The organism is Bacteroides xylanisolvens XB1A, from assembly GCF_000210075.1.
Taxonomy (GTDB): Bacteria; Bacteroidota; Bacteroidia; order Bacteroidales; family Bacteroidaceae; genus Bacteroides; species Bacteroides xylanisolvens.
Window position 1 is genome coordinate 4732584 of record NC_021017.1, and the last position, 14654, is coordinate 4747237.

The 14654-nt window shown below is 31.9% G+C and carries 15 protein-coding genes; all 15 read left to right on the forward strand.

The window, feature by feature from the left end; translation table 11 throughout:
- Positions 1–802: exopolysaccharide biosynthesis polyprenyl glycosylphosphotransferase (locus BXY_RS18170; RefSeq protein WP_208946850.1), on the forward strand; the 802-nt coding region annotated here is incomplete at its 5' end.
- A gap of 217 nt (positions 803–1019) precedes the next feature.
- A complete protein-coding gene (locus BXY_RS18175; RefSeq protein ID WP_008021480.1) occupies positions 1020–1751 on the forward strand; it encodes a glycosyltransferase family 2 protein in 732 nt (243 codons plus the stop codon).
- Complete coding sequence (locus BXY_RS18180) at positions 1751–2329, forward strand: HAD family hydrolase (RefSeq protein WP_008021481.1); 579 nt, start codon at positions 1751–1753, stop codon at positions 2327–2329. Before BXY_RS18175 ends, BXY_RS18180 begins: the two co-directional genes overlap by 1 nt.
- Positions 2319–3176 (forward strand): phosphotransferase, encoded by an 858-nt coding sequence (locus BXY_RS18185; protein WP_008021484.1) that lies wholly within the window; start codon positions 2319–2321, stop codon positions 3174–3176. Before BXY_RS18180 ends, BXY_RS18185 begins: the two co-directional genes overlap by 11 nt.
- The gene (locus tag BXY_RS18190) at positions 3173–3886 is read left to right on the forward strand and encodes a glycosyltransferase family protein (RefSeq protein WP_008643074.1); all 714 of its coding nucleotides are present in this window, start codon (positions 3173–3175) and stop codon (positions 3884–3886) included. Before BXY_RS18185 ends, BXY_RS18190 begins: the two co-directional genes overlap by 4 nt.
- 310 nt (positions 3887–4196) lie before the next feature.
- Positions 4197–5648, forward strand: coding sequence for an oligosaccharide flippase family protein (locus tag BXY_RS18195; protein WP_008643076.1), 1452 nt, complete (start codon positions 4197–4199; stop codon positions 5646–5648).
- A complete protein-coding gene (locus tag BXY_RS18200; RefSeq protein WP_015532609.1) occupies positions 5633–6748 on the forward strand; it encodes a WavE lipopolysaccharide synthesis family protein in 1116 nt (371 codons plus the stop codon). The genes BXY_RS18195 and BXY_RS18200 overlap by 16 nt, the downstream gene beginning before the upstream one ends.
- A gap of 354 nt (positions 6749–7102) precedes the next feature.
- Positions 7103–8344 carry a protoporphyrinogen/coproporphyrinogen oxidase gene (locus tag BXY_RS18205; protein WP_008021492.1) on the forward strand — a complete coding sequence of 414 codons (1242 nt, stop codon included), beginning with the start codon at positions 7103–7105 and terminating at the stop codon, positions 8342–8344.
- 1 nt (position 8345) lies between these two features.
- The gene (locus BXY_RS23660) at positions 8346–8858 is read left to right on the forward strand and encodes an O-fucosyltransferase family protein (RefSeq protein WP_015532611.1); all 513 of its coding nucleotides are present in this window, start codon (positions 8346–8348) and stop codon (positions 8856–8858) included.
- A gap of 13 nt (positions 8859–8871) precedes the next feature.
- Entirely contained in the window at positions 8872–9252 is a 381-nt protein-coding gene (locus BXY_RS23665; protein WP_243442501.1) for an alpha-1,2-fucosyltransferase, read from the forward strand.
- A 184-nt stretch (positions 9253–9436) separates the two neighbouring features.
- Complete coding sequence (locus BXY_RS18215; protein WP_309568853.1) at positions 9437–9994, forward strand: acyltransferase; 558 nt, start codon at positions 9437–9439, stop codon at positions 9992–9994.
- A gap of 76 nt (positions 9995–10070) precedes the next feature.
- Positions 10071–11180 carry a glycosyltransferase WbsX family protein gene (locus BXY_RS18220; RefSeq protein WP_008021498.1) on the forward strand — a complete coding sequence of 370 codons (1110 nt, stop codon included), beginning with the start codon at positions 10071–10073 and terminating at the stop codon, positions 11178–11180.
- Positions 11177–12331: a glycosyltransferase family 4 protein gene (locus BXY_RS18225; RefSeq protein WP_008021500.1), complete on the forward strand. Its 1155-nt coding sequence runs from the start codon at positions 11177–11179 to the stop codon at positions 12329–12331. The genes BXY_RS18220 and BXY_RS18225 overlap by 4 nt, the downstream gene beginning before the upstream one ends.
- A complete protein-coding gene (locus BXY_RS18230; RefSeq protein ID WP_008021503.1) occupies positions 12315–13580 on the forward strand; it encodes an O-antigen ligase family protein in 1266 nt (421 codons plus the stop codon). The genes BXY_RS18225 and BXY_RS18230 overlap by 17 nt, the downstream gene beginning before the upstream one ends.
- Entirely contained in the window at positions 13580–14647 is a 1068-nt protein-coding gene (locus tag BXY_RS18235; RefSeq protein WP_008643085.1) for a glycosyltransferase family 4 protein, read from the forward strand. The genes BXY_RS18230 and BXY_RS18235 overlap by 1 nt, the downstream gene beginning before the upstream one ends.
- The last annotated feature ends 7 nt before the right edge of the window (positions 14648–14654 follow it).

Below are 14654 nucleotides of genomic sequence, written 5' to 3' on the forward strand. Positions count from 1 at the left end.
TGCACATCCAAGCATCAAGCATGTTTTTTGTTCTCTATCGATGGAGGAGGGACGTTACAATTTTTCTATCATGAATTATTGTGAAAACCATTTGCTTTATTTTCACGGTGTTCCTAATGTATGTAAAGGTTTTCCGCGTCGTATCTGGCACAGTATGGTTGGCAATATGCCTATCTTGAATCTGCGTTATGAACCTTTGGGTAAGATGGAGAACCGTATGTTGAAACGGATGTTTGATGTTGTTTTCTCCGGTTTTTTTCTGGTTACAGTTTTTCCCTTTGTTTATCTTATAGTGGGAAGTATTATAAAGTTGACTTCTCCCGGTCCTGTATTCTTTAAGCAAATGCGTACGGGGTTGAATGGTGTGGATTTTGTGTGTTATAAATTCCGTTCTATGAAAGTGAATGATGAAGCTGACAGTAAACAGGCTACGGCTGATGATCCTCGTAAAACTCGGTTTGGGAACTTCCTTCGTCGTTCTAATATTGACGAACTTCCCCAGTTTATCAATGTTTTTAGGGGTGATATGTCAATAGTGGGACCACGTCCACACATGTTGGCTCATACGGAGACTTATGCCCGTTTGATTGATAAGTATATGGTGCGGCACTTTATAAAACCTGGAGTAACCGGCTGGGCTCAAACACATGGTTTTCGTGGTGAAACGAGAGAACTCTCACAGATGGAGGAACGTGTTAAAGCTGATATTTGGTATATGGAGCATTGGACAATGCTACTTGATATATATATCATTTATAAGACTATAGCAAATGTAGTTGTTGGAGAAAAGAATGCATATTAAGATAAGGAATGGATTAAAATTGAGCAGATACAGATATCAATTTCTCAATGTTGATATAATATAGCTAATGAAATCTTTAGCTTTAAGAAAGTGTATTAACGAAGGAAATATTGTAATTAATTATTAGGGAATGACTAATCAATCAGTACACTTTTAGTTATCTTAAGCTGAAAAGGTTGGATAGTTAAATAATGTGCACTTAATATTATAGAGGACTATGCGAAGTTTACATATTATCATGCCAATGGCAGGTGAGGGAACACGTTTTCTTAAAGAAGGTTGGACTACACCAAAGCCATTGATTGAATTGAAGGGGATACCTTTGTTCGTTAGAGCTATTAGGAGCGTAATTATGGACGATATAAATTTGAAGTATTCATTTATTGTTCGTCAGGAACATATTGATAGATATCATATAAACGAATATATAAAAAACAAGTTGCCAAATGCTAAAGTTTTTTCTGTACTTAATACCACTCGTGGTGCAGTTGAAACTTGTTTGATGGCTGAGTCTGCAATAGACCCTAATGATTCTGTTATAGTTATGGACTGTGATTTGGAATTCTCTAGTAAGGCTTTTCTTGAAAATATTCGTCAAATATTAGCAAAACCTGTAGATGAGGTCAATGGCGGCTTGTTGGTATCATTTGAATCAGACCTTCCAAAGTATAGTTATGCTGAGATTGATGCTAATAATATAGTAAGGCGTACAGCAGAGAAAGAGGTAATATCTAATCATGCTCTTTGTGGAGCGTATTTCTTTTCTTCAGGAAAAGGTTTTTTAAAAGTTGCGCATCAATTATTAGATAATTCAATACCTAATAAATCGGAATTTTATGTGTCATTACTTTATAATTATTTGTTGAAGAATGGAGAAACTGTCAAACTTTGCTTAATGGAAAATTATTATTCTTATGGGACACCTGAAGAACTTAAACGATATATGTAATGCTCGGAAGTGAAATAAAACTGTTAATTGTAGATTTTGACGGTACATTAGTTGATACTTTTCGAGCTAATTTTATGGCTTATCAAGAGGCTTTTAATCAGGTGGGATTAGCTCTTAAAGAGGTAGACTATCGTCATTGTTTTGGTTTTAGGTTTGAAAAGTTTATGGCAACTGTTGGCATAACAGATCCGGTTGTAACTCAAAAAATAAGTGAGTTTAAAGGTAATTGTTACCCCGATTTTTTTAGATATTTTAAAGTGAATAATTCTTTATTAGCTATACTGAAAACTTTTCACAATGCTGGAGGTAAAACAGCGATAGCTTCTACTGCATGTCGTAAAAATTTAGAAAAAGCATTGCAATACATTGAGGTAACTGATATATTTGATCTTATTTTGGCGGGTGAGGAGGTGAGACAAGGAAAACCCTCCCCTGAGATATATAGGACAGTATTAAGGCATTTTTCTATGCAACCTAATGAGGCACTTGTTTTTGAAGATTCGGAAGTGGGTGTACAGGCAGCCCAGTCAGCAGGTATAAACTATATAGTTGTTAATTCAAACTATTATGGAGATTGAAATAAGAGGGCATTCTGGTTGTCAGATAGACATTGTTAATGGCGGGGATAGCTTGTTTATTAACAAGAGTACTCGTGATAAGAATTATATTCCACGATTGTATAAGCAAGCTTTGAAACAGTGTAATGCTTCAAAGATAGCTTATCAGCATATTCGTGTACCGAAAATATATGGTATTGAACGTATGGATGAATATCTAAATATTAAGATGGAGTATATATATAGTAAGAATTATGTAGATTATTTTGAAGATGCAGGATTTGACCAGATTAGTTATTTTATCAAGGCATTGAAAATTTTTATTGATTCTGAAATTGAAAATTCAAAAATGACTCCGATTAATAAAAATGTTGTAATAAATAAATATAATGATGTTTGTGATAAAGTTGCTAAAAATGATTTTATTAGTAAGGATACAGATATTAAGATAATTCTAGAGAAGTCTTCAATTGTATTCAATGAACTAGATGAAGAGATAAACATACCAGTTGGACAGTGTCATGGAGACTTGACTTTTTCAAATATACTATTTAATGGAAATAATTACTATTTGATAGACTTTCTGGACTCATTTTTGGAATCTCCATTACTTGATTTAGTAAAGATTAGGCAAGATTCAAATTATGGTTGGTCGCAGCTTATGTATGGGCATGATTTTGATTCTGTGCGGATGAGAATAATTTCAGACAAGATAGATAAAGAGATAGATATATATTATAGTAATTATGATTGGTATAATAAGTATTATAGTACTTTTCAGTTGATGAATTTCCTACGTGTTATACAATATGCTAAGGAGGAGAGAACTGTAGCATTCTTAAAAAATGTCCTCAATTCAATTTTATGAGTATTAGTTTGATTATTCCTATAGGAGCTGACAATATTGAGTATGAGAACTATATGCCTTATATATTTAACTTTGCTCCTGATGGAATCTCGCTTTGCATAAAATCTATTCAAGGGTTAGATTTAAATCGTTTTGATAATATCTATTTTACAATTCTTGAAAAATATGATAAAAAATACTATTTGTCATTATTGCTGAAATTGCAATTTAAAAAGTTGGGACTGAGTAATGCTAAGGTCGTAGTTCTTGATGAGCCAACCACTAGCCAGGCTGAGACTGTCTATCGGACTGTGAATTGCGAGAACATAGAAGGAGCAATTTTTGTGAAAGATCCTGATGGCTATTTTTGTGGAGATTTTACCATTGCAAATAGTATAGCTATTTATCCACTTGATAAGTTGGAAATGGTGAATCCAAGAAATAAGAGTTATGTGGAACTTGATGATCAGTTCTATATAACAAATATAATAGAAAAAAAAATCATCAGCCGTTTCTTTAATGCAGGAGGTTATATTTTTGATGATGCTGCTGTGTTCTGCAAATATTATGAGAGATTATATTTGTATGAACAACTTTTTATGTCGCATATAGTCTATGCTATGCTATTGGATAATATTCCTTTTAGGCCTTTTGAGGTGAAAGACTTCCAAGATTGGGGAAGTGAAAGAGATTATAATTATTATTTACTGGATAGATTATGGAAGTATTAAATGGTTTTATAGCTGGTCGATGTATCGTTTATAAAATATACAATCAATTTGTATTGATAATTTCTTTTATTGATATAATAATAGAAAATGATTTCAAGATCGAATATATGAATACAATCCGTTTTTAGTATTCTATTGTGAAGTATATTTGATAAAAGTGATTTTTAACACACAAAGCCAATAAATGTTTTTTGGGCGATAACTTATATGATAAAGAAGGTTAGTATGGCTTTCTATGATTAATGTATAAGAAGGGTTAAGGAAATAGTGGTCTATGTAACTTGTTTATAAAGCAAATATTTTAATATTTATGTCAAGATCAATAACAGCTAATTATATTTTCAATCTATTGAATACTATTTCTGGAATTCTATTTCCTTTAATAACGTTTCCATATTCATCTAGGATTTTGTTAGCAGAAGGAATAGGAGAAGTGAACTTTTATCAATCAATAATATCATATATCAGTTTAGTTGTAGGATTAGGTATACCATTATATGCAGTAAGAGAAATTGCTAGAGTGAGAAACGATAGAAAGCAACTTAATGTTACCACGATTGAGATATTATCTCTACATGGAATTACTACCTTGATTGGTTATTTGGTCGTTGCTATTTTATGTTTTACAGTTCCCAAGATACAAACAGATTTACCTCTTTTCTTGTTGTTAAGTTCTTCTATTTTTCTTACTACCATTGGATGTGAATGGTTTTATAAAGGCATTGAAGATTTTAAATATATTACGGTTCGTGGTTTGATTGTCCGTATGATTGGGATTATATTATTGTTTACTTTAGTAAAGACAAAAAATGATATTCTATGGTATGGTATTACAATTACTCTTACATCGGTAGGAAATAGTGTATTCAATTTTATTAGATTACGTAAATATTTGTGTATATGTAATATTGATCGACGTAGTATTAATCCTTACAAGCATTTAAAGTCTGTAGGTATAACATTTTTATTAGTTTTATTATCTACTATATATCTTACTCTTAATCCAGTAATTTTAGGATTTATGACTGATGATGTATATGTTGGTTATTATTATGGTGGTATAAAATTGTTTTCACTAGTGTTTGGAATAGTAGATTCGTTAACTGCAATTTTGCTACCTCGGTTTTCGAATTTGATGGCTGAAGGAAGAGATGAAGAATTTGCTACAATCTCTCAAAAAGTATATTCGTTTACTGTTGGAGTTTCTTTACCAATATCTGTTGGACTGTTCTTTGTTAGTCAATATGCTATACCTATTTTGGGTGGTAATAGTTTTATACCATCTATAGGTGTTTCTCAGATTTTATCTGTTTTGCTGGTTTTAGTGGGACTTTCAAATGTATTTGGGATGCAGACTCTTTATCCTAAAGGGAAAGTGTATATTATGGTGAAAGTAACTTTAATGGCATGTATTACAGACCTCTTAGTGTGTTTTTTGACTATTCCTACATTCAAGCATTATGGTGCTGCTATGGGGTATTTAGCTGCAGAACTAGTTGCAACTACAGGGTTGTACATCATGGGAAGAAAGTATATTTCTATTAGGTTATTCGATAAATCAATAATACATTATTTATTCGCTGTTATTTTAATGGGGGGAGGCTTGTTTGTGCTTCAGTCATTAAATTGGAATAATTTATTGATGTGCATTATAATGATGTGCGTAGGAGCTTTTATATATGTACTTTCACTTTTATTGCTAAAGGATTCGCTGATATTAGAAGGCCTTGCGATTGTTCAAAATAAATGTTTAAAGAAATAAAAATGCAGTTGATTAAGAGTATATTGCGAAAGTTTTTTTCATGTACTATTTCATTGATGATTCGTTTATGTAGAAATGAAAAGGTTATGCTAGATATTTTTTCTCGTAGTTTTGAAAAATATTCAGATAACTATTTTTGTTATAAACTTCGCCCCAAAAAAGCAGATTATTTTATTCCTAGTAATATAAAGACTACAACTACTTCTGGTGAATTTGCTATTGTTCTTCAAGGGTTGATAGAGATGCGTGATGAATTTACTTTTGAGACTATTAAATTATATAGAAGATTGTTTCCGGGAGCAATTATCATAGTTAGTACTTGGGATTATACAGACCCATCTATAGTACGGACTTTGGAATTATTAGGGTGCGAAGTTGTTTTGAATAAAGATATACCTGTGTGTGGCTTGGGGAATGTAAACTATCAAATTTGCACAAGCTTGGCTGGATTGAAAAGAGCTAAAGAATTGGGAGCAGAGTTTGCATTAAAGAATAGATCAGATTTACGTGTCTATCGTGAATTTGCTTTTGAATATCTTAAGAGCCTTGTTGAATTAAATACGATTTCTTCTAGTAATGTTTATGGATTGAAAGGACGTATAATAACACAAGCTGGTAATTGGGGGCAAATGTTTAATCCTATGTGGCTGCAAGATTTTCTCTATTTTGGATATACTGATGATCTTATAAACTTATTTGATATTCCATATGATGATAGGAATATTCATTGTTATAGAAAAGATAATTTCGATACAAAGCGAGTACTGACGGGTGAAACTCTTGCTAAGTGGCCAGCGTCTGAAATAAATATAACCAAACGCTTTATTCAGAAATATCATAATTCTGATTTAAGTCTCAAAGATTGGTGGAATTTTCTAGGTGAGTATTGCTATATTGTAGATTCGGAGGACTTATTGACATTGTGGAATAAGTATGGACTCAATGACCTGGGACAGTTTTACTGTGAATACGATGGTAAGCACAATTATAGAGATCCATTTCGGCATATAAGTTCATCTGATTTTATTAATATCATGAACCATAAGTATATATATGAAGAGTGGATGGAAAACGAGAAGGCTAATTACACTATAGAATAATGAAAAATTTAATAGTTTCTGTAGTTCGTGTTCTAGCCATTATACGACGATGGACCTTTCACTTTACTTAGTAATAAGTGACCGATTTATAGTGTTAAGTTTTTTATGCTGTGAAGACCAATCGCTACAGATTCTTATTGGGTATATGTTGGCCTTTAATTTAGTTGCTTTGCTGTATGTAATTGGGTTATAATATATTAGCAAAATATCCTTCAGTAAAAGGTCATTTATGGCATTTAGGATGTAGTGAATTCACAGGATGGTGGTGTCCGTTATATGTAGCTGTAGGGACTGTAATTCCTTTAATTTTTGTGTACAAGAAGAGTTTTGAAATTAATAATAAATAATATGAATATGAAATATATTATTGTCGGAGCTGGTATATCAGGTTTGAGTATTGGGCAGGTTCTTAAGGAGTATGGACATGATGTGCAACTATTTGAGGCAGATTCGCGTCCAGGAGGGATGGTAAAATGTGATAGAGTGCATGGACATTTGTTTCATCGCACTGGAGGACATGTCTTTAACACAAAACGTCAGGATGTATTGGATTGGTTTTGGAGTCATTTTGACAAAAAAGACGAGTTTACTATGGCAGATCGAAATTCAGTTGTTTCAATGGCTGATAATACCATAATTGCTTATCCAATAGAGAATCATGCTTATCAACTTTCAGATGAGATGATGAAAAATTTTATTAATGATATTGTGTTAATGGCTACTAATAAGCCTGTAGAACCTACTAATTTTGAAGAATTTTTGCGAGCTCGTTTTGGTGAGACACTTTATCGTGAATATTTTCGACCATACAATGAAAAGATCTGGCGTCGTCCACTGACAAACGTTCCACTGTCGTGGTTGGTTGGTAAATTACCAATGCCTACACTTGAAGATATTATTTATAATAATTTTAAGCATATTGAGGAAAGGTCTTTTGTACATAGTTCGTTTTTTTATCCGAAAAAAGAGGGTTCGCAGTTTGTCGCTAACCGCCTTTCAGAAGGACTTGAAATACATTATAATGTAGATGTAAAATCTATTGAAAAAATAGAAAAAGGATGGTCTGTGAACGGAGAGATTTGTGATAGAGTTATTTTTACTGGCAATATGAAGTCAATACCTTTAATAGTTAAAGGAGTTGACTTATCGGCTTATATTGAAGGTATTGAAGCTCTTGAAGCCCATGGTACCACAACTGTACTTTGTGAGATTGAAGATAATCCATATAGCTGGATTTATATGCCAAGTCATATTCATGAGGCACACCGTATCATTTGTACAGGTAATTTTGCAGAGTCAAATCGTGCGAATGGAGTAATGTCGGCTACCATTGAGTTTACAGATGAGATTAGTAAGAATGATATTATTGATAATCTCTCTCGTATACCATATCATCCCAAATATATAGCACATAACTATGCTCCTTATACATATCCAATCCAAGCAAAAGATACACGTGAATTTGTCAATAGTGTGAAATGTGTTACTGAGCCAGAAGGTCTATTTCTTCTTGGACGTTTTGCTGAATGGGAGTATTATAATATGGATGTAGCAATGGGGGCAGCTCTAGATTTGTGTAATAATAAATTGAAGTAGTATGATAGCCGTAAATGTAAATGCTGGATTGGCAAATCAAATGTTTCATTATGCTTTTGGTCGGGGGCTGATGGCTAAGGGGTTAGATGTCTGTTTTGATCAAAGTAACTTTAAACCACGTTCTCAATGGGCATTTGAATTGGTTAGACTTCAAGATGCTTTTCCCTCGATAGATATAAAAGTAATGCCGGAGGGGCATTTTAAGTGGGTATTTCCTTCTTTACCGCGAAATGGCTTGGAGCGAAGATTTCAAGAGTTTATGAAGAAATGGCATAATTTTATCGGTGATGAAGTATACATTGACGAACCTATGTATGGATATGTACCTGACATGGAGAAATGTGCTACTAGAAATTGTATTTATAAGGGTTTTTGGCAAAGCGAAAAGTATTTTAGACATTGTGAGGATGATATACGTAAACAGTTTACTTTTTTGCCTTTTGATGAATTAAAAAATATTGAGGTTGCAGCAAAAAATGTCGCAGGAAAATTCTGTAGCTATTCACTTACGTAAAGGTGATGATTATATGCAATCAGAATTGATGGGAAAAGGATTATGTACAGTCGATTATTATATGAAAGCAATTGATTATATGAGAAAGCATATAAATAACCCTCATTTTTATGTATTCACGGATAATCCTTGCTGGGTAAAAGATAATCTTCCTGAATTTGAATACATGTTAGTAGATTGGAATGAGGTATCAGGGAAACGTAATTTTCGAGATATGCAGTTGATGTCATGTGCTAAGCATAATATTATAGGAAATAGTACTTATAGTTGGTGGGCAGCATGGCTTAATGCAAATCAGGATAAGATTGTTGTTGGGCCCAAAAGATTTTTCAATCCAATCAATTCGTTTTTTTCAACTTGTGATATAATGTGTGAAGATTGGATTTCATTGTAAATAAGTGCTAGAATGTATTAAATAAATTTGATGCCATGGTTTGAACTTTCTGTTATTTTATCGTTTTTTATGTAAAAATATTTTAAGTGAAAACTGTTAAGGAAATCATTGGAAAAATAAGAAATATGAGTATGTTGTCGAAGATCGTATTTTCATTATGTAATATTTTTCAATATTTTTTTTATTGCCAGGCAAAGTATGTGGTAGATTATTTAATTATGCTATCCATTGGCATTTCAAGGACATTAAAGGTCGTATATATCACGCGCGACAGCTTAAAGGGCTACAATATGTTAAAATAGATTATGGTACAATTCTTTCTCGTGGAATAGTGCTTACGGCATGGGATAAATATGCTGGATACGATTACACTCCTTCTATTCAGATTGGCAGTCATTGTAGAATTGGGGAGTATTGTCATATTACTGCTTGTCATAGTATTACAATAGGTAATAATGTGTTAACAGGTAGATATGTCTATATTTCTGATAATTCTCATGGTAAAAATATAGAGTCAGAATTAAATACTCCTCCATCGTTGCGACCACTTTATGCAAAAGGTCCTGTTGTGATCGGTAATAATGTTTGGATTGGTGAGAGTGCACGTATACTTTCAGGGGTGACTATTGGAGATGGGGCAATAATCGGAGCTAATGCTGTGGTAACTCATGATGTTCCAAGTGGAGCAGTAGTAGGGGGAGTACCAGCTAAAGTCATTAAAATGATGACATTGCTAGATTGAAAAGAATTTGCAATATAGGTAAAAATATTGCTAACTGTCAACAGCGAAGTTGAAAAAATGATGATAAAATTAATATATGAATAGAAAAGCGCAAGTTATTGCATTTTATTTACCTCAATTTCATCCATTTTCAGAAAATGACGAATGGTGGGGAAATGGTTTTACAGAATGGACAAATGTTGGTAAAGCTAAGCCTTTATTTAAAGGACATCGGCAACCGCGAGTTCCTGCTGATTTGGGCTATTATGATTTGAGATTATCAGTTGTACGAGAACAGCAGGTAAAACTTGCAAAAGAAGCTGGAATATTTGGGTTTTGTTATTGGCATTATTGGTTTGGAAATGGAAAGAGACTTATGCAAGATGTATTTGATGAAGTTCTTGAATCTGGTAAACCTGATTTTCCTTTTTGTTTAGCATGGGCTAATCATTCTTGGTATTCTAAAACATTTGATAAAGATTCCACAGGAGATAAATTATTAATGGAACAAACATATCCGGGAGAGGAGGATATTGAAATGCATTTTTCTTATTTAAATCGTGCTTTTAGGGATAAAAGATATATAAAGATAGATGGAATGCCTCTTTTAGTTGTTTATGATCCAGTGTCTTTACCACTGAAGTATATTGATATGTTTCAACAATTGGCTCGTGAGGCTGGGTGGTTGGATGGCATTTATATAGTAGCTAATATAGTAGGTGGCATTAATAAAAAAGAGATGTTTATTGAAAAAGGATATAATGCTGTGACTTTTCAGCGTTTAGCTAGTGTCATATTTGATGCTCAAAATAAAAGAGGAAAAATATTATATTATATACGTCAGAAAATAAGATCTTTGTTTTATCATTATCCTCAATTTGCTGTTGATTATAAAAAGTGCATTCCGTATTTGATAAATAAAAATATAGATGGGAGTGAAGATGTGATTCCATGCATTGTACCTAATTGGGATCATACTCCACGAAGTGGAATGAAAGGCAGTATGTTTTTAAATGAATCCCCTGAATTTTTTAGATTGCATGTTGAAGATGCCCTTAAGACAGTTCAATATAAAAGAAATAAATTAATCTTTTTGAAATCCTGGAATGAATGGGGAGAAGGTAATTATATGGAACCTGATCTTACATTTGGGAAGGGATATATTAACGCCTTACATGAGGCATTGAATAGTACATTAGGGAAATGAAAAAAGTGGCTTTTGTTTCTGAAATGGCATTATTGGAACCAAATCTAAGTATTGTGAAGCGTTTAAATACAACTTATGATTTGTATTATGTCACTGATTGTCGACAGGATATTCCTAATAAATTTGGTATAAAGAATATTAGACGAGGAATCAATAGGGCTATAGATTATGAAGAAATGACAAAGTTCTCTTCATTTTTTAATCTTCAAAAAACCTACTTGATTTATTCTTTGACTAATAAAAATTTTTTTAACGCAATAAAGAAAGCTTATGATGTGGTAAGAGTTGTGAGAAAAATATCACCTAGTGTTATATTAACTGATACAACGGCTCCCTATACTGTATTGTTGTTTTTGTTTTACTATCATAAAATAGTATTATTAGTTCATGATCCTTTTCCTCATTCTGGATATAAAAAAAAGTGGCTTATATTGTTTCGTTATCTTGCTTTTAAACTGATTCGTAATAAAGTTATTTTTAATACGAAGCAATATGAAGCTTTTATTAGAAATTATAAACTATCTCCTCAAGATGTATTTTGTTCCAATTTGAGTACATTTGAATTTATGAAAGTTTATAGACCGTGTAATAAGAAAAAAGATGGAAAGTTCAAGATTTTATTTTGGGGGATAATTTCTCAATATAAAGGTATAGAATATCTTTGTTCCGCATTTGAAGAAATAGTAAAACAAGGCTATCAAGATATAGAGTTAACGATAGCTGGATCAGGCGAGTTATATTTCGATATAGATCCTTATCTTAAGTATAGCAATTTTAAGTTTATACACAAATTTCTTACTAATGAGGAAATTGCTGATTATGTATTTAATACAGATATAGTCGTTTGTCCGTATGTCGATGCTACACAAAGTGGAGTGATTATGACTGCTTTTGCATATTGCAAACCTGTAATTGCGACTAATGTAGGAGGACTTTCTGAAGTTGTTGATGAGTATTCTGGAATTCTAATAGAGCCGCGAAGCGTAAAACAGCTTGTTGATTCAATTTTGCTTCTGTATAAAAAACCGTATATAATAAAACAAATGGAGAGATATTTGCGGGAAGATTATGCGGAAACGGAAAAAGGTTGGGAACATGGAAGTGCAATTATTGCTTCTGCAATAGAAAAGCAGTATGAAGAACAACTTTAATTTGGACATAGGCAAATTAATTCTTTATTTGGCCATATTTACTCCTTTCATGCCTAAGTTAAAACTGGGGGAAATTAATTTATATTTAGTTGAAATATTTTTATTGGTATTTTTTCCTTTATTGTTTCCTTTTATTAGACTTAAATTTCAGAGAATAGTTTTGGCTATGTGGGGAATAGTGTTAGTCTCAACTATTTATTCTTTTATTTATGTTATTGAAATATCGTCATTACTGAAAGTTATTAAAGGAATAATTTATATTCCTCTTGGATATTTGGCTTATGTTGAATATAAATGTAACCCTAGAATTTTGTGTAAGATTCTTTACTCATATTTTTTATGCTCTTTTTTAAGTCTATGTTTATTTTTGTTTCAGCTGTCAGAATCGGTTTCTATTTGGAGTGGCAATGGTTTCAATTCAGGTTTGAGTAATAAATGTTTTGATTTGAAATCAATGTCTCTTGTTTCGTCAGGTTTATCAGCCCACGGTGTCTTTGGAGATTATTCATGTCTTATATTTACATTTGCTTTAGTATTGTTCTTCTCCAAAAAAATTAAATTATCAATGCTTCTTACTACACTGATGTTTACTGTTATAAATTTGATGTCTTCTGTTAGTAGAGAAGCTTTAGTTTGTTTCATGTGTGTAATATGTGGTCTAGTAATTAAGACAATAAGAAAAAAGAAATATTTTGTAGGGTATATTGTAATTCTAATTATTTTAATTAGTGTGGTGAGTATTTATGGTGAATATATTCCTTTAGTAAATAAAATATTATATACTCAAGAGGCTATAAGTACAACAGGAAATGAAGGAAATATTGAACTTAGAATTGGCGCTTGGAAATTATTTTTTTCTTCTTTGATAGATAATCCTTTCTTTATTTTGACTGGATATGGATACAATTATTCTTTTTATGAAGATATTGTACGGTCGATAGCATTAAAAGTAAAATATCCTTTTATATTATTGCCAGAGAATTATTTTGTACAATTTTTATGGTATGGAGGAGTGTTTGCTAGCATTTATTCAATTCTTTTTTGGAAAGAGATATTTAAACTTTGTACAAATGTTTTTAGACCATGGAGTTTAATTTCTACAACTTACTTTTTAGGACTTTTGATAGGTAGTTTAATTTCTGGGTCTGCAATAACTTCGGATTTATTGTATTGTCAAGTATTAATTGTTTTGGGAATTATGGCTAGTGAAAAACAGAATAATAAAAACAATCAAATGAATTTAGAGTAATGAATATATTATTGATAACAGTTAGAGCAGATTTTGGAGGAGGTCCGCGTCATGTTCATCAATTGATTGAAGAGTTACCTTCTGATTTCAATATTTATGTAGCTTTCCCTCAGGGTAAGCCATATGGCAATTTGTGGCAGGAGCATCCTAAAATAAAGAAATGTATAAATATTCCATATAGGAAGTTCAGTATTAAATACTTATTCTTATTAAGACGCTTTATTATTGAAAACAATATTAGTATACTTCATTCTCATGGAAATGGTGCAGGTTTATATTCCCGAATTTTGAAAATAATTGTGCCGCAGATTAAAGTTGTTCATACTTTTCATGGGATTACGAATAATTATTCTTCATATTTTATATCCTGTATACATAAAATAATAGGACGTAGTTTAAGATATCTTACAAATAAATTTATTTTAGTGTCAAATGGCGAGTTTAAACTTGGGAAATCGATGCGTTTTTTGTTTACAGATAAATCAGTTATAATATATAATGCTATTGCTGATGAGGGACTTAAATTTAATAGATATGATAATAAACTTGTAATAATTTCATTATCTCGCTTTGATTTTGCAAAAAATATGGATATGGCATATAGAATAGCAAAAGCATTAAGAAATAATCATGAAATAGAATTTGTGTGGGTGGGAGATGGAGAAGACTTTGTGCGATTAAAACAAAAAAGTGTAGAAGAGCATGTTAATATAAATTTTATTGGATTCACAGAATACCCCATGTCTTATCTTAAGAACGCTGATTTGTATCTATCCACTTCTCGTTTTGAAGGTTTACCATATGCCCTAATTGAAGCTGCATCAGTAGGGCTTCCAATAGTCGCTACAGATGTGGTTGGTAATAATGAAGTTGTACTTCACGATTATAATGGGCTTGTGTTTAAAACAGAACAAGAAGCTGTAGATGCAATAAAAAAATTATCGATAAATGCTGATTTGTTGAATCGATATTCGATAAATTCTCGTGAACTTTATCTTAAAACTTTTACGATGGAAAAGATGATATCTTCTATTGTAGATACGTATGTACAGGTTTTAAATCAGTAAGTTATTG